At 35.6% G+C, this 17,945-nt stretch carries 14 protein-coding genes; 12 read left to right on the top strand and 2 right to left on the bottom strand.

What is annotated here, in order from left to right; genetic code table 11:
• The first annotated feature begins 415 nt into the window (after positions 1 to 415).
• The 11 genes from AOC36_RS08170 (at position 416) to AOC36_RS08120 (ending at position 13,102) form a co-directional block, all read left to right on the top strand.
• The gene (locus tag AOC36_RS08170; protein ID WP_067633232.1) at positions 416 to 1,645 is read left to right on the top strand and encodes a PTS sugar transporter subunit IIC; all 1,230 of its coding nucleotides are present in this window, start codon (positions 416 to 418) and stop codon (positions 1,643 to 1,645) included.
• Positions 1,646 to 1,687: 42 nt separating this feature from the next.
• Positions 1,688 to 3,133, top strand: coding sequence for a glycoside hydrolase family 1 protein (locus AOC36_RS08165; protein WP_067633230.1), 1,446 nt, complete (start codon positions 1,688 to 1,690; stop codon positions 3,131 to 3,133).
• Between the two features lie 113 nt (positions 3,134 to 3,246).
• On the top strand, positions 3,247 to 3,564 hold the full coding sequence (locus tag AOC36_RS08160) for a PTS sugar transporter subunit IIB (RefSeq protein WP_067633228.1): 318 nt from the start codon (positions 3,247 to 3,249) through the stop codon (positions 3,562 to 3,564).
• Between the two features lie 138 nt (positions 3,565 to 3,702).
• On the top strand, positions 3,703 to 3,990 hold the full coding sequence (locus AOC36_RS08155; protein WP_232505357.1) for a PTS sugar transporter subunit IIA: 288 nt from the start codon (positions 3,703 to 3,705) through the stop codon (positions 3,988 to 3,990).
• Positions 3,991 to 4,276: 286 nt separating this feature from the next.
• A complete protein-coding gene (locus AOC36_RS08150) occupies positions 4,277 to 6,184 on the top strand; it encodes a BglG family transcription antiterminator (protein WP_067633224.1) in 1,908 nt (635 codons plus the stop codon).
• Between the two features lie 395 nt (positions 6,185 to 6,579).
• Positions 6,580 to 7,359: a histidine phosphatase family protein gene (locus AOC36_RS08145; RefSeq protein ID WP_067633222.1), complete on the top strand. Its 780-nt coding sequence runs from the start codon at positions 6,580 to 6,582 to the stop codon at positions 7,357 to 7,359.
• A gap of 332 nt (positions 7,360 to 7,691) precedes the next feature.
• On the top strand, positions 7,692 to 8,870 hold the full coding sequence (locus tag AOC36_RS08140; RefSeq protein ID WP_067633220.1) for an NAD(P)-dependent malic enzyme: 1,179 nt from the start codon (positions 7,692 to 7,694) through the stop codon (positions 8,868 to 8,870).
• Positions 8,867 to 10,231: a class II fumarate hydratase gene (locus AOC36_RS08135; protein WP_067633218.1), complete on the top strand. Its 1,365-nt coding sequence runs from the start codon at positions 8,867 to 8,869 to the stop codon at positions 10,229 to 10,231. Before AOC36_RS08140 ends, AOC36_RS08135 begins: the two co-directional genes overlap by 4 nt.
• A gap of 649 nt (positions 10,232 to 10,880) precedes the next feature.
• Positions 10,881 to 11,204 (top strand): PTS sugar transporter subunit IIB, encoded by a 324-nt coding sequence (locus AOC36_RS08130; RefSeq protein WP_067633216.1) that lies wholly within the window; start codon positions 10,881 to 10,883, stop codon positions 11,202 to 11,204.
• A 3-nt stretch (positions 11,205 to 11,207) separates the two neighbouring features.
• Complete coding sequence (locus tag AOC36_RS08125; protein ID WP_067633214.1) at positions 11,208 to 12,563, top strand: PTS sugar transporter subunit IIC; 1,356 nt, start codon at positions 11,208 to 11,210, stop codon at positions 12,561 to 12,563.
• A gap of 17 nt (positions 12,564 to 12,580) precedes the next feature.
• Positions 12,581 to 13,102: a GrdB-related putative oxidoreductase gene (locus AOC36_RS08120; protein WP_067633212.1), complete on the top strand. Its 522-nt coding sequence runs from the start codon at positions 12,581 to 12,583 to the stop codon at positions 13,100 to 13,102.
• Positions 13,103 to 13,213: 111 nt separating this feature from the next.
• On the opposite strand, the gene AOC36_RS08115 is transcribed toward AOC36_RS08120, so the two are convergent.
• Together AOC36_RS08115 and AOC36_RS08110 are read right to left on the bottom strand one after the other, a co-directional pair.
• Positions 13,214 to 13,555 (bottom strand): PTS lactose/cellobiose transporter subunit IIA, encoded by a 342-nt coding sequence (locus tag AOC36_RS08115; RefSeq protein ID WP_067633210.1) that lies wholly within the window; start codon positions 13,553 to 13,555, stop codon positions 13,214 to 13,216.
• A complete protein-coding gene (locus tag AOC36_RS08110; RefSeq protein WP_067633208.1) occupies positions 13,555 to 15,474 on the bottom strand; it encodes a BglG family transcription antiterminator in 1,920 nt (639 codons plus the stop codon). The genes AOC36_RS08115 and AOC36_RS08110 overlap by 1 nt, the downstream gene beginning before the upstream one ends.
• A 181-nt stretch (positions 15,475 to 15,655) precedes the next feature.
• On the opposite strand from AOC36_RS08110, the gene AOC36_RS08105 reads away from it, so the two are divergent.
• Positions 15,656 to 17,941, top strand: coding sequence for a transglutaminase-like domain-containing protein (locus tag AOC36_RS08105; protein WP_067633206.1), 2,286 nt, complete (start codon positions 15,656 to 15,658; stop codon positions 17,939 to 17,941).
• Positions 17,942 to 17,945: the final 4 nt, after the last annotated feature.

The following is a 17,945-nucleotide window of genomic DNA, read 5'->3' as shown; positions in this document are numbered from 1 at the left end:
TTGATAAGCCATTGGGCAATAGAGTACGTTGTACTTTATTGACCATTGGCTTTTTTATTTTTAATAGGCAGAAATCTATCGAATTGATAATAGATTCCCTAAACTCTTTATAGAAATTGTATATAAAGCAGTAGATCACTTTATATCGATATATGGGAGTATATTTTACATAAGTTGGTGATTGTATCCTTTTGTTAGTAAAAGACATGACCTCTGTAAAATGAGAACACTTTTTCGATGATTTACCATAAAAAATACTTGATATATTATTGCACTATATAGTGAAAATAACACGTTGAATACATCCGCATATATATGAGAGACTTTGAATATAGGACATAAGCTAGTGAATGGTAAATAATATGCGCATAATACGATTAATTTAATAGTGAAATACCATATATAAGGAGAAAAAATGAAAAAATTTATGGATTGGCTGACAAATAAATTTGCTCCAGCTGCAAACGAATTATTCAATAGACCTTGGTTAGCAGGACTTTCTGCTGCTATGCAAAAGGTTATTCCATTTATCTTAACTGGGTCGGTAATCTTTTTCTATAATGTATTCAAAGAGTATATTTCTTTCTTACCAGATTTAGGACCGATCTTGACATACAGCTTTGGTTTATTGACGCTATATATTACCTTTATGATTACAAATCAGCTTATGGAGAAGTTAGGGCACCCTGCATACACAATAAATGCGGGTCTTGTGGCTATAGGGACGTTGTTTATGGTTGTAATGCCAGTAGGCGAGAATGCTGGAAGTGTTGATGCGCTAATGGGAAGTCTTGGTCCATCAGGAATTGCAGTTGGTATGATTGTTGCAATTTTCGTAGCGATAATATTCAACCTTTGGGGGAAATTAGAATTTCTTAAAGATAGTAATATTCCAGACTTCTTAATTAACTGGATTAATGTTATTATCCCAAATTTAATCACTTTAGGTACTGCAATGATATTAGTTGTTATACTTGAGATAAATGTCATGGAAGCTATTTTGTCATTATTTATGCCTATTGCAAATATTGCTCAAACATTGCCAGGGTTTATTCTTATTTGCTTTATTCCTGCATTCTTCTATTCGTTGGGTGTATCAAGTTGGATGTTTGGAGCAATTACAACACCAATTTATATGGCGGGAATTCAAGCAAACATTAATGCAGTAGCACAAGGCCTGCCTGCAACAAATATCGTTACCAGTGAATCAGTATTTACACTCGCATTTATTACAATGGGTGGTATGGGTGCAACATTGGGACTTAATCTCTTAATGTTGTTCTCAAAATCAAAAGAATTAAAGTCAATGGGGAAAGTATTTATTGCACCATCAATCTTTAATATTAATGAACCCATTATATTTGGTGCACCTGTAGTATTTAATCCGTTATTGATGCTACCTATGTGGATTAATGCCATAGTAGGACCAGTTTATGTGTGGATTATAATGAGAGCTGGCTTATTAAATATTCCGACTAAGTCAAATCAAATGGGTCAGGTTCCTGCTCCTATAAGCAGTTGGATGATTACTGAAGACATCAGGGCTTTCCTATGGTGGGCTATCCTGTTTGTGATTTACCTAGCAATTTGGTATCCATTCTTTAAGTCATACGAAAAAATAAAACTTGCGGATGAAGGGAAGTAACATACAATGAGAACATTCACACGTGTCCTAAAAGGAGGAAAAATGAAAAAAATACCTAATGGTTTTCCAAATGAATTTTTATGGGGAGGAGCAATAGCTGCATGTCAAGCAGAAGGAGCATATGATGTTGACGGGCGAGGAATGTCAACCTCTGATATACACCTTTATGACACAAACATGGATCGTTCCAATATTAGTAAAGAGGGTGGTGGAACATTACTTCAGATTGAAACAGCCATAAACGATAAAGTTGGATATTATCCAAAACGATATGGCATTGATTTCTATCACACCTACAAAGATGATATAAAGTATTTTAAAGAGATGGGTTTTAAAGCATTTCGAACTAGTATTTCTTGGTCTCGTATATTCCCAAATGGTGATGAGACAATACCTAATGAAAATGGTTTGAAATTCTATGATGATTTAATTGACGAAATAATTGCAAATGATATGGAACCAATAATGACAATGTATCATTACGATATTCCATTACATCTTGTGACACAATATGGTGGATTTGGAAATCGTAAAGTGATAGATTTCTTTGTGAATTACGCAAAGGTTCTATTGCAACGTTATAAAGGAAAGGTGAAGTATTGGATAATTTGCAATCAAGTGAACCTTGTTCCAACCGTACAATTTGGCTCTCTTGGTATCTATGATGACCAAGAAGAACACATGGAATCATTGATGTACCGAGCAGTTCATAATCAGTTTGTTGCATGCGCTAAAATTGTGGAGCTATCTAGTGAAATTGATCCTGATGCAATATTAGGAACTATGGTAGCTGATGGTACTTACTATCCCGCGACATGCAAACCTGAAGACGTAGTTTTGACAATGAAGAAGAACAGAATGCAATACTACTTCACAGATGTTCAACTTCGTGGAACCTACCCAATGTATGCACTCAGATACTTTGCTGAACATAATATAGATCTACAGATTCATGAAGGAGACCTCGAGTTAATTCAAAAGAATACCATGAGCTTTCTAGGAATCTCATACTATTCATCCAAAGTTGTTGATTCAACTGTCAATACAATTAAAGCATTTGATGGTTCCCAAAATCAATATCTTAAGCCCACACCATGGGAATGGAGAGCAGATCCTCTAGGGCTCTATAATTCACTATCTCAATATTGGGATCGATATAACGTACCACTAATAGTTGCTGAAAATGGTTTAGGTGCAATTGATGTAGTTGAAGAAGGTGGATTTATTCATGATGAATATAGAATCGCTTATCTAAGAGACCATATAGCTCAAATTAAAGAATGTATCAAGGATGGTGTAGAGATTATTTCATATTTGAGTTGGGGACCAATTGATATCGTAAGTTCATCAAGTGCTGAAATGAGTAAACGATATGGTTATGTTTACGTTGACAAAGATGATCTTGGAAACGGAACGGGTCAAAGAATTAGAAAAGATTCGTTTCACTGGTATAAAAACGTGATTAAAACAAATGGATCAGTTTTATAACTAGATTTGGTGTACGAAGGAAGCATGTTTATTCATGTTCCTTTCGTACACTATTGCTAAATATTGAATAAGAGCCTCACACATATTAACAAATAAAAAGGAGAATGTTTATCATGGAAAAAGTAAGAATTTTATTGTGTTGCGGAGCGGGGATGTCAAGCGGGTTTTTAGCTCAAAAAGCAAGAAAATCTGCTAAAAAAAGAGGAATCATTGCAAGTATCGAAGCAAGATCTGAAAGTGAGGTTTCGAGTTATTTATCATCTATTGATATATTGATGATTGGCCCTCATTATTCTAATCAACTGGAAAAGTTTCAAAAAATGGCTGAACCCTATGATTTACCAGTTGTTGTGATATCACAAACGATTTATGCAAGTCTAGATGGAGATAGTCTTCTTAATTATGCACTCGATATCATAGACAAGAAATAAAAAACTAACAAGTATATATTTTGATACAGATTAATTTGTAGATTTTAAAGCATTGATAAAAAATAGAAAGAGGTTAACATGACAAACGACAGCCTAGAAGAAAATTTACATGAGAACAGCGAGCTAGTTGAAGTAGCTATGAAAATCATATTACATGCAGGAGATGCCAGGTTGAAGTCTCAAACTGCAATTGACAAAGCGAAAATAAAAAAGTTTGCTGAATCGTACGAGTTGCTCGATGCTGCTCAGGAAGATATTGTCCTTGCTCATAAAGCACAAACGGATATTATTCAAAGTGAAATGGCTGGAGTTTATCATGGAAACAGTCTATTATTTACACACGCACAGGATACGCTTATGACTATCATGAGCGAAATTAAACTAACTTTAGCAATTATTGAATTGTTTGAGATATCCGTAAAATAATGATAAAAGCATACGTTTTACTCGTATGTTTTTGTGTTTGTGAAGGGGTGGTCAGATAATATATGGCTACCTATAACACTGATTTGATCTATTTTTTGTTGGTATTATCTTTGGTATAAAACTTTTTATAATAATATATCGCAAGAAACCTTTAAATCAGCGCGAAAAAATTCTAAAGTAATAATTGAGAAGACTCTCAATTGAAAGGATACAAAATAAAGTATTAGGTAAAACTCTGTTTTAGGAGAACAGAATAAATGCATTTTGAATGTGAAAGGGGAAGACAATGAATGAAAAGCAAACAAATCTATTAAACTACCTCTTACATAAAAGTTATCCTATATCTGCACGTAAAATTGCAAATCTTTTGAATGTGTCGATAAGAACCGTAAAAAATTATGTAAAAGAAATCAATGCTATTTCCGGTGATACAATTATTTTTTCTTCGAATCAAGGTTATTGGGTGAATAACTATTTACCAAGTGAAACTCTGGAACAATTGATGCCTACCACCAAGATACCACAGACTTTTAAAGAGAGAGCAAATTACATTATTAAGAAAATTGCAATCGATAATCTAAAGGTTGATGTTTTTGATCTGACAGAAGAATTATTCGTGAGTTATTCAACTATCAAGTCTGATATATCAAGAATGAATCAAGTATTCGATTCCTTTAACCTACAGTTTGAAATTAGTCAAGATAAAATTGAAATAATAGGGAACGAAAAGGAAATCAGAAGACTAGCATCATACGTAATTTTTGAAGAAATCCCTAACTATTTCATGACACAAGAAATTTTAGAACAAAATTTTGAATATGAATATGTCACTAAAATTACGAATCTCATTGAGGAAGTTCTTGAGTATGAAGATATTAAGATGAATGATTTTGCTTTCATGAATCTCTTGTTACATATACTTGTACTCATCGTTTCTGTGAAAAATGGGCGTTCTCTTATTTCAAATGAAGATATAATTCTTCTTTTCAAAGACTCCAAAGCTAACATTGTAGAGGAGTTTGTCGAGAAGCTTGAAAAAGAATTCGAAGTAATCCTAAATGATGTTGAGAAACAAGAACTTTATTACCTATTCCAAGCAAACGTCAACTTCATTCCGAATGTGAATATTAAAAAAATCGAAAATGTGATACATAGAGACATCATTGAGAGTCTGAATATTATTGTTGGAGAAGTATATCAAAGCTACGGAATTCATTTAAAAAGCGAACAATTCTTTTTGAATTTCGCGATTCATCTCAGTAATTTATATCATCGTGCAAAAAACGATGCTTACTTGAAAAATCCGATGATTGAGGTGCTAAAGACTGATTTTCCTATTGTTTACGACATCTCAGTATATGTATCCTACCGACTAGGAGAGTTATTAGGAATTACGATTAATGATCATGAGAGTGCATATATTGCTTTGCACATTGGGTCAGAGTTAGAGGGGCAAAAGAAAAACAGTTCCAAAATTAAGACGGCAATTTTATGTCCGAACTATATGAATCATGCCGAGCAACTATACCGGCAACTGCAAAAAAATTTCAGTGATGAACTGAATATAGTTCTTGTTACATCAAATCCTATCGAACTTGAATCCGCGGATATAGATTTACTTATCACGACATTGAAAACGAGCATCAACTTGAATTGTGCAACGATCGAAGTCTTACCTATTCTTTCAGATGAACAAAAACTTCACCTAAGTTCAAAAATTCAAGATATGCTTTTGCAGCGAAAAAAATCAATTCTTTTTGAGAAATTTGACACATATTTTAGTGAAAAGTATTTTTACAATAATCTTGATATTGAAGATAGAGATGAACTGCTAGAATTTATGTGCAATAATCTTGAAGCGGATAATATTGTTAAAACTCAGTACCTAGATAAAGTTCTTGAAAGAGAAAAAGCATCTTCGACAGCATTCGAGCTCTTTGCAATACCACATTCTGTGTATATGGATGCAAATAAAACGAATATTAGCGTCGCAATATCAAAAAAAGGATTTGTATGGGGTGAAAAAAGAGTTAACATTGTACTTCTAGCTTCGATTAACTATGTTGATCGTTATACTTTCTCCAGTGTATATGAGGCGATAATCTCACTTTTTGATTATCCTGAGCTTTACTCTGAACTATGGAACATTCAATCATTTGATGAATTTAAACACTTTATAAAATCAAAGATGTAAACGACAGAATTCAATAAGTATAGCAAATCAATATAATGGAAGCATAGACTATCATACAATTAGTTGTCGCTATAATTTTTCACCTGAGCGTGCAAAACATTGGTTGAGATATCAACAAATATCCTTAATAATAAGATTATATAGAGTTAACACTATACTGAAAGAAGAAAAGCATCACACGAGATTAATACTTGACTCGTGGATGAGTGTTTTTTAGTTTAAGATTGTGCACATTGACCATCCCTTCATCAATAACCCTTTAATATGCACACTAAAATAACATAGTTGCACAAAGTGTATTAATTGGATGGTTTTGATGGAGAATATACTAACATTAGCTAAATACATAGTGTTAGGTAAGCAAATATAATAAGTACAATTGGAGGACCAATTTGATGAAAAAAGTATGGAAAGTATTATTGACCTTACTGATTGCCTTCTGTCTTGTTGGATGTAATTCAGCTGATAAAAAAACAGAAAATGCTGATAAAGAAGTAACGATATATCTAGTGAGGCATGGTAAAACATGGTTTAATACAACAGATCAGGTACAAGGATATTGTGATTCGCCACTCACAGAAGTAGGCGAAGAACAAGCGAGGAAAGTAGGCGTAGGACTCCAGGATATATCATTTGCTGGTGCATATTCAAGTGATCTTGCAAGGCAAAGGAATACAGCAAAATTAATCCTAGCTGAGAACAAACATGAAGTACCATTAATAACTGAAAACATAGGATTTAGGGAAATGAATTATGGGGGATTTGAAGGCGGTCCGAATATGGAAATTAACATTCAAGTTGCAAAATCCTTGGGTATTGAAGAGTTCCCAGACGATGTAGAGAATGTCTGGTTTTGGTTACTAGACATGATTGGTGAAGAAGATTATATTAATCGGACAGCACAAGTAGATCCGCTACATGCAGCAGAAACCTATGATGAAATGGTAAAAAGGGGGAAGGATGCAATGACCGACACTGTGGAAGATGCATTAAAACGCGGTGGCGGTAATATACTGATTGTTTCTTCTGGAGGTATCATTCCTCTTATGGTTGAAAGCATCGTTCCGGGTCAGTATCAAGGTGAAAAGATCGCGAATGGCTCTGTTACAATCATCCATTATAAAAACGGTGTGTACACAGTAGAAGTTATTGGTGATACACAATATGTTAAATAGATACAAGTAGATTTCTTCGTGAAAATAAAATGAAATGATTTTTAGCCAAAATAGGATCACACTTCGTTGTGCTCAAATAGGACATAGTTCTAGAAATAATAAAGAGTATGACATCAATCATTAACATAGATCTGTAAAAATGCCATATCTATCACGGTATGGTATTTTTGTTCATTAATCGAATCATAATATATTGCAGTCGTTTAGTTCAAATGGAACACTAATCAATAAAGTTTAAGTAGAAAACATTTCCTAAGTCATTCCTAAAAAAAGTATTATATAAATACATGGGATTTTGCTAGAATAATATATAGAGAAAGTGAGCGACCTAAATGACAGACCTTAATCAAAAAGCATTGGATCTTCATAAACAATTAAAAGGGAAGATCGAGATAAGAAATAAGATGGATGTGGATTCACTTGAAATCATGAGTTTACTGTATTCACCAGGTGTTGCCCAACCTTGTGTTGAAATACAAAATAATCCGCAATCAATCTATGAAACAACATGGAAATCGAATACTGTGGCAGTTGTGAGTAATGGTTCAGCGGTGTTAGGACTGGGCGATATTGGTGCATCTGCAGGACTTCCAGTGATGGAAGGAAAAGCCATGCTCTTTAAAGCATTCTCAAATGTTAATGCTGTTCCTATCATGCTTGATACAAAAGATCCTGATGAAATCATTCGTGCTGTTGAGATGATGGCACCTACTTTTGGGGGGATTAACCTTGAAGACATTAAAGCACCAGAATGTGTCTATATTGAGAAACAACTTCAAAAACGTTTGAATATTCCAGTGTTTCATGATGATCAACATGGTACTGCAATTGTAGTAATGGCAGGACTCATCAATGCATTTAAACTCATTGGCAAAGAACTAAAAGAAGCTAAAGTAGTTGTATCTGGAACAGGTGCTGCTGGAAGCTCTATTATCCATATGTTAAGTGAAGCAGGTATTTCAAACATTTATGCATATAATGTTAACGGTCCAGTTGATAAAACAAAGAAAGACAGCTATGACTTTGTGGTTCAAGGAATTTGTGAGTGCATTTCTGATTTAAATGAAGAGAAAACACTCAGTGACTTACTCAAAAATGCTGATGTCTTTATTGGTGTCTCTGCACCAGACATCGTCAGTGAAGAGGATATACGATCCATGAATCACGATGCAGTTGTTTTCGCAATGGCTAACCCAAACCCAGAAATAACCTATGAAAAAGCAAAACGTGCTGGTGCTCGTATTGTAGGAACGGGTCGTTCTGACTATCCAAATCAAGTCAACAATGTCCTCGCATTCCCAGGTATCTTTCAAGGGGCCTTAAGTGTAAGAGCAACTGAAATCAATGAAGCCATGAAACTAGCGGCAGCGTACGGAATTCAAAGTGTTTTATCCGAAGATGAACTCAATGATGAGAACATCATCCCATCTGCACTCAATCCTGAAGTGTCAAGAAACGTGGCACAAGCGGTGGCTCAAAAAGCAATTGAGATGGGAGTGATTTTAAAATGAGTGCGAACCATCAATTTGAATCAGTCACACTGGATGACACAAAGACCTGGGGTAAAAACACCCAACGTTCACTCAATAATTTCCCCATTGGAACTGAAAAAATGCCAAAGGACTTAATTAAAGCACTTCTTGAAGTAAAGTATGCGTGTGCCTTAAGTAATATGACCCAAGGTATCTTAAGTCAGGAAAAAGGAAACGCCATCATGGAGGCTATAGACACACTTCTAGATACGGATTTTATGATCCATTTTCCGTTATCAGTCTGGCAAACGGGTTCTGGTACACAAACTAATATGAATGCGAATGAAGTGATTGCACATATTGGGGGACATGGCCTTCATCCTAATGATGATGTCAACAAAGGACAATCGTCAAATGATGTATTTCCTACAGCACTTCACATCATGACCCTTTCCATGATTCAAAACACCCTGCTTCCAACACTCACACAATGTATCAAGACCTTAGAAGAATTGGAAGTACAATCACATGCATTAATCAAAACAGGACGGACGCATTTACAAGATGCAACGCCGTTGTCTTTTGGACAGGAAGTCAGTGCGTGGGTGTCTATGTTAAATCAAAATAAATCACAAATTGAAGACAGTCTTAAATATGTGTTAGACCTTGCAATTGGGGGTACTGCTGTAGGAACAGGACTCAATACTTACAATGGCTTTGATAAGGACGTGTGTGATGTTTTAAATCAAAGACTAAACCTCAATGTCAAACCCCAACTCAATAAGTTTCATGGGTTAAGCAGTAAGGATGCACTTGTGAATACACACAATGCGATTACAACCTGTGCGACAAACATTATGAAAATGGCCAATGACATTCGATGGCTTGCAAGTGGGCCACGTACAGGTCTTGGTGAACTTGAACTTCCTGCCAATGAAGCGGGAAGCTCCATCATGCCGGGTAAGGTGAACCCAACCCAAATTGAAGCACTGACGATGGTCTGTGTTCAGATCATGGGGAATAACCAAACAATGACCATCGCCAACTCACAAGGGAACTTCCAACTTAATGTCTACATGCCATTAATGGGATATACGCTCTGGCAATCTATTACATTACTCAGTGACAGTCTAGATTCATTCACCAAACGCTGTTTAATGGGTCTTAAACCGATCACATCAAAGATGGCCTATAATCTAGAACATACCTTAATGAGTGCAACTGCGTTGAATCAAACCTTAGGGTATGACCAAACAACAAAGCTTGTTAATGAAGCACATGAAAAAGGACTGAGTATCAAAGAAGTCGTCTTAGGCCATCAACTCATGAGTGAAGAAGACTTTGATCAAAACTTGAATGTGAAATCAATGATAAAACCCTATGATATAAAGGGTAAGTAGGAGGCATTGATGCTTTGTTCTGCATGCTAAGATGCTTGAAAGATACCTATGTCAGAGATGATTAAGATCATCACGATTAGGAAGTGTCCTAATAAAAATAGTGAATTACCTTGATAATTGGTGCCAATGATAACGGCTCTTTTAATCGGATCATGTTTGCTGTTTCATCTGTTTCATTTTAAGAATAAGAGCAAAGATTATTACGGTTTTAGTTAAGAGGAAATCAAGAAAATAATAAGACTCAAACGAGATGATTTTAAAGAAACAAGAAATATCGCTTACACTTAAAGGATATCTTGTTTCAATTTCTTTTGATATGCTAAAGACTTGTGTATCAAGAGAACATGGTCTTCAAATCATATAATTCGATTCATGAAAGTTTGGGCTTACTTAACAAAGATGAACCAATAATCGATAAATAACTTTTCCCAAGAAATAGTGTTGAGAGAAAAAACCTTTAAAGTTTAATATCCAAATATAAGAAGAAACCGAGATTTATCCCGAGAAGAAATGGGAAGATTTGGGTTTCTTTTTTGAATCTACACAAAAGTCTGTCACTTTTGTATTCCTAACTGATAGGAAATTTACGATAATCAAAGATTCGGTTCATTTGTTAGGATATTAATATAAGGACGAAGGGAGAACATTCATGAAAAGAGTGTACTTATTCTGTAATGCGGGGATGTCGACGAGTTTGCTTGCAAGCAAAATGCAAGAAGTCGCAACCCAGTATAATTTACCAATTGAGGTAAAAGCTTTTTCGGATTCAAAGATGGAAGATATTGTGTCACAGTTTAATCCAGATGTCATTTTACTGGGACCACAAGTGAAATACTTAGAAAAAGAAACAAAAGCTAAGTATGAACCAAACACACCCGTTGAGGTTATCAATTTAGAGGATTATGGAAAAGTTAATGGTGAGCGTGTTCTTAAATTTGCGATATCACTCATCAAAAATAAGGGGAAGGGTTAAATTATGTTAGATAAATTGGAAAATGTTCTTGGACCAATCGCCGAGAAACTCAATAACAATAAGGTGTTAATTGCTATTCGTGATGGGTTCTTGATTTCAACCCCATTAATCATCGGAGCATCTGTTTTCTTGCTCATCCAAAATTTCCCAATCAATGGGTATTCAGAGTTCATGGCAAGTATCTTTGGTGAAAACTGGTCCACGTACTTAGGGGCAGTGTCAGGAGCAACCTTTAGTTTACTCGCAATGATCAATGTCATTTGTATTGGATATGTTTATGCACGTGAGCTTGGTAGTGAAGGAATGGTCGGTGGAATTGTTGCACTTGTAAGTTTCCTAATTCTAACCCCACAAAGTCATCCAAACTTTGTCAACGATGCAGGGAAATCATTCTCTGGTTTCGCTTATTCAAATTTAGGATCGAGTGGATTGTTCTTAGGAATGATTTGTGCGATTGTGAGCGTACTGATCTTTAATAAAATTGAGAAAAAAGGGTGGGTCATTAAAATGCCTGCTGGTGTACCCCCAATGGTTGCGATGTCATTCAGTGCATTAATTCCAGCATTCTTCTCAATGACATTCTTTTTCTTACTAAGAATTGGCGTATCCTTAACATCATATAACTTTGCCCACGATATGATTATGGAAGTTCTACAAGCACCATTAATGGGTCTAGGTCGCTTGCCAATATTCCCTGTATTATATCAATTCTTCTCTACATTGTTTTGGTTCTTTGGAATCAATGGACCTGCAGTAACCAATACTGTATTTAGTCCAATCACCACAGTATTAACTCAAGAGAACCTCAGCGTTTTCCTAGAGTTTGGAATGAAAGCAGACCTTCCAAATATCTATACTGCGTCATTCTCTGATTTCTTTGGAAATTATGGTGGTGGAGGATCAACGTTATCCTTGGTTATCTGTATGCTATTCTTTGCGAAGTCACAACGTCTAAAACAACTTGGTCGGTTATCGATTGTTCCAGGAATCTTTGGAGTTAATGAAATGGTTATCTTCGGGCTTCCAGTAGTATTAAACCCAATCATTCTAGTACCGTTTATATTAGTTCCTGTTATGAATATTTCACTTGGATATATTGCTACTGCAATAGGGTTGATTCCTCGGACATTTGGGATTTCAATTCCATGGACGATGCCAATCTTCTTCTCTGGATGGCTTGCGACCGGAAGCTTTAAAGCAGCGTTTTTCCAAATATTCCTGTTAATATTAGGTATTCTGGTGTATTATCCGTTCTTCAAAGTGTTAGATAAACAATATCTAGAGGAAGAAACTAAAGGATTGGAAAGCGAAACAGATGAACTTGATGATATCTCGCTTTCAGATATTTCCTTTGATTAACAAAGGGGGGACTTATAGTGAGAACACTATTATTCTTTGATCAAATTCAAGCTGGTAAAGGTGGAAAAGAACATACCGATGTACCGCTTAGTGTTGAAAAAGGGGGGATCGGTTCATACGCAATGTTTGAAAAATATTTCAAACAAGAAGGATTAGCTTTAGTTGCTACCATGTATGCAGGTGCTGATTTCTTTGAAGACAATAAACAAGAATGTTGTGAAAAGGTCGTGAATTTGATTCAAAAGGTTAAAGCAGAAGTTGTAATCTGCGGGCCTACTTATGATTATGATCGTTACACACAAACCGCATGCCACTTAGCAGAGTATATTAATAAAAACTCAGAGTGTAGAGCTATTGTATGCTGTGCTCCTGAAAAGAATCACGAAACTATTGAAGAATATAAAGATAAGATTGTGATGGTGAAAATGCCAAAGAAAGGTGGAGTGGGACTGAATGAGTCCCTTCATCATATGGTTCAAATTGCGAAATATGTTGGGTCAAATCATTCACTTGAAGCGTTAAGCATGTACCTATATTGATGTTTACCTCAAACAAAAAGCAGCGTTTGCTGTTTTTTGCTTTATATAGTTCCTCCCATAAGTTTATGGTGCTAAAGAAAAAGCCGTATCAAACGGCTTTTCTTGTAGACTTTAGTCCTTAATGATGACATCCTCAAGTTTCTTAATCCGTGTATATAATGTGATGTGTTCAAGTGCTATTTTATGAAACACCTCACAGGTTAAGAGTTGATCTTCAGCATGCATAAGAATGAGACTGAATGGGAGCTGGTTACCTGAAGCTTCCAACTGAATCAATCCAAAGTGTTCTGTGTGTGCTTCAATCTTTAGCAGGTCTGCTTCTTGAATCAGCTGTTTTGCGCGTTCAAAGTTCCCTTCGCGTGATTCGCTGAGCGATTCCACATAGTTAGATTTCGCAAGTCCAATTTTAGAAATCATCATCATTCCAATTTCTTGTATCTTTTCGAGTGTCATTACATATCCTCCAACATCCAGTAAACGAACTCATCTCTATTTTTCGAGTTAATCAGTTTATCAAACTTTGACTGGTTTGATATTGCATTGCTGAGCCAACTAAAGAAGGCTTCTAATGTCTCACGGTCATGGTGAGAGATTGCTAAGAGAATTACAAGGTGAACCTCATAACTTCCCCATTTAACAGGTTTCTCTAAAGTCGCGATTGATATGTGCGAGGTTGAGCTTTCAAAGACAATCGGATGCGGTGTCGCAAGTCCTATTTCAAATGATGTCGCTGCATATTTCTCGCGTTCTAATACAGACTCTTTAAACGACTCAAGAAAGCTTTGATGTGTAAAGAGATTATTTGACATTGATTCAATGACTTCTTCAGGTGTTTGCCAGGATTCGTTTGTATAAAAGAATTGATCTTCAATGAGACCTGATAAGCAATGCGCAAATTGAAGCTTAGATCGTCTTTTATCAAGTTGATTCAAAAGATTGAAGACATTTGCTTCATCTTCTGTATTGACGAACATTGAAATCTTAACGGTAGGGATATCGAGTGAGTGTTCAATTTGAGTCACACAAATTAATATGTCGACGTTGCTTTCTTCGATTTCTTTTATTTCAAAATAACTCGAAATTGAAACGATGTCCATTCTATCATTAAAGCGTCCATCTAATTTTTCTTTTGTTACTTTGGAGAATGCTTGATTACTGGATGTAATTAGCATAGCACGATATTTTGAGCTGGCAATATTACGCTCATAAGCAGTGCCTAAATGTATGGCGATGAATCCCGTTTCTGCTTCTGATATCACGATACCAAAGTAATCGCTGATGAGTCGTGCTACATGAATTGCCATTTCAAAAATCATGGGATAGGACATCTTAACTTCTTGTAGGTAAGTGTTCTGAATCTCGATACCATTCTCTATTCGGTAAAAAAGCGACTGTAAGTGAAGGTGAATGCCCGATTTGAAATCATCGTCATTCTTTAAATCTATGTCAAAGTGTATATCGAGGTATGTAATAATATCTTGAATACATTGTGTTACCGAATATATTTCTCCCTTGATTTGAACATGTGATACAGTGTTGGTTGGGTTTTTATAACCTAACAAAAGTGCTACGACTTCATAAATTTCCCAATCGTTGTATCGAATTGGCAAGATTTTAGAAAGTCGTTCTAAAAACTCCACTGCAATCTTATATTCTTCCGATTGAGTATCAACGCGTTCTAGTTTTGACAGATCTGGTGGCAAGTTATGACCTAATATCATCCGTTCCGTCATAATTCCAATATGTAGAACAATTAGCGGTAATGTAGAATCTCTCATTTGGTAATCATAAGACTCCATCACTTCCTGGAGAAGCTTGGTAACGCTGATTAAGTTGAATTTGTCATGTTGAGAAGCAATTTTGTTAAGGTTCATAAAATTACCATGAATCTCACTGTTAATCAGGTCTCGATATAATTTCCTCTTTGTATATTCATTACTCTCGAAGAAAATATTGTTATGTGTCCTCACCAGTCGTATTCCCTTATAAGGTTTAATCAATTTCCGAATTCTTTTTAGGTCCGTTTCAATTGTATAATCACTTACAAATAATTCTTCTTGTAAGTCAAAAATACGAATGGGACGATTTAAAAAGAGTAGTTTTTTGATGATATAAAACGTGCGCTCTTCTGGTGTCTGTGGGATTTGATTTTTTTGTTCAACTAATACATTACCAAGATCACTGGTCTGTGATAGTCGATAACCTTTACGTGTATTTGATTCCACTACATTTCCCAACTCACTGTTTATTTTTTCAATGTCGGAACGAATTGTACGATCGGTAACGTCTAAACGTTTTGATAATTCGACACCACGAACCCAGTCTTTTGAGGCAGTAAGAATCGATAGAATTTGTTTTTGTCGTCGATTCATTATATCCCCCTTTCCACACACTTTAATTTTATCATTATATTGGAATACTTTTAGTTATGTTTGTGCGAAGCATTTAGGAAATTTTTTATTGAGTTTAAGGTATTCATTTCCTAAGTACGTGCTGAATTAATCCCTTTTTTTAAGAGAAGATTATCGTATAATTTTCGTAGAGGTGATTCACATGGAGATAGTTCATCAAATTAACGCTGATTACGAGAAACGAAAACATGAATATAAGGCATTGTCCTTCGATTCTTATTGCGACCAAGAAGTATTGTACGCGAAATACATACTTGCGTATTTGATGGATAATGACTTAGGAATTACACAAGATCAGTTGGATGATTTTGTACAGCACAGTTACTTTATAAAGTCGAAATATGCTCAAGAAGTACCTGAACAAATATACTTAGACTATGTAGTCCAACCACGCATCAATAATGAAACACTTGACGCATCTCGAAACACATTTTATGAGTTGTTAAAACCGATCTGTTGTGATGACTGTGTTGACACTATTTTTGCGATTAATACTTGGATGATTAGTATGGTGCAATATCGAAGTACGGATGCGAGAACCCAGAACCCATCTTTGACATTAAAGAGTGGGATTGGTAGGTGTGGCGAAAAGTCAACGTTCTTGGTGCATGCGTATCGATCGGTGGGAATTCCTGCACGACAAATCTATGCGCCGTGGTGGTCACATTGTGATGATCGACATGCATGGGTTGAAGTTTATGTAAATGGGGCATGGCAATACCTTAGTGCAGGTGACAGTGCCAAAGAGTTCAACAATGCGTGGTTTACACCCAGTGCATCGCGTTCGCTCATCCTAAGAACCAATCAATTTTCAAATCTTACTCAAGACGAAGCAATTGTAGAAAAACGCGGGATTCATACCAAAATTAATGTCACCCACCATTACACAAAGACACGTAATCTCACGATTTATGTTGGTTTAAAGGATTGTCACGAAATCTCAATCGCAATACTCAATTATGGAATCTTAAGAAATGTCGCCACGTTAAAGGTACAAGATAATAAAGCAACGGTTGAAATCGGATATGGTGATTGTTTTGTAAGAGTACAGACCAATCACAAGATATATCTTAAAGAAATAGCAGCACGAGATATGGTCGTTGAAATCAATGAAACAGACTTGTTAAGTGACATAGGATTCAACTTGATTCAAGTACCTTTCAAGGAAACAATTCCTTATGATACTTCTGATGAAAAAAAACAAACTCTGTACAAAACTATCAAGAATCAAAACTTGAACCAATATCATAAGCGTATGGAAGCCATAAAACCAGAAATAGTCAATACAAAAGCACATCAACGCTTAAAAGAAGCATTGGGTGAACCATATGCAAATCAAGTGAAAGCTTGTTTGACTCAAAAAGATCTCTTTGACTTTGATGCGCAGGTACTGATTGATTATGCAAAGGTTGTCCAAAAGTGGAAGAAGTCAGTGCCATCAGATATTTTCCAAAGTGCACTGTTGAATCCACGTGTTAGCCATGAAGACCTTACTTTTAATACAGAAGCATTGGTTCAGTTTCCTTTCTCTACCCCTCAGCAAATCTATCAAGAAATCATGAATTGGGATAGTGGTCCATGTGATTATTTCATGGAAGACACGATTTTACCCTTTGAAGTGATGTTGAAAAGAAAGCGAGGGACACTCAATGATAAGCTCCATCTGATTACGATGATATGTCGTGTAAAGGGGTATCCAACGCGTTTAAATCGACATAGTCAGACTTTGGAAGTTTATAATCGAGGTAAATTTGAACCTCTTGGTGGTCATTTGAGCTATGAACTAAGCATAGAAACACAAGATAAACTCCTTAACATTGCATTATCTCCGTTTTCTTTGATCAGTGAATCGGGAAACTTTGATTTAGATCAGCCCATTTCCTATTATGAACAAGGGGATTATGTGTTGACTCTTTCGAAACGCTATCCAGATGGGTCCGTGATTGGTAAGGTTGTTCCCATATCACTCACACAGGATTTAAATCTTGAGGTAAGTGTTCCAAAACGTTCATACAATGGAGCATTTGAGAATACTGATATGCGATTATACTTGGATGAATCTTGGGATAACACACTTTCAATTCTTTGTTTTGGGCAGGTTGATGAAGAACCAACCCAGCACATTATCAACGAACTCATTGAAATAAGCGATGTTTTGAATGGACAATCTTTTTCACTTCATCTTTATAATATAGGTAATCCAAATCATGAGATGATTCAAAAACTTAAGGGTGTGATTTCAAATACTCAGGTACATACACAATGGGACAAACATTGGCTGCACCAAATCATACAAGCCAATCATCTAGATGCGAATGTCCTGCCCTTTATCGCAATTATAAAAAATCGTATTACTTTATGGAGTACCAGTGGATATCAGGTGAATGCCATCAACAATCCCTGGATACGCCAAATATTTATAGATTAAAAAC

The sequence above is a fragment of the Erysipelothrix larvae genome, from assembly GCF_001545095.1.
GTDB lineage: Bacteria > Bacillota_I > Bacilli_A > Erysipelotrichales > Erysipelotrichaceae > Erysipelothrix > Erysipelothrix larvae.
This window is presented reverse-complemented; position numbering and strand designations above follow the sequence as displayed.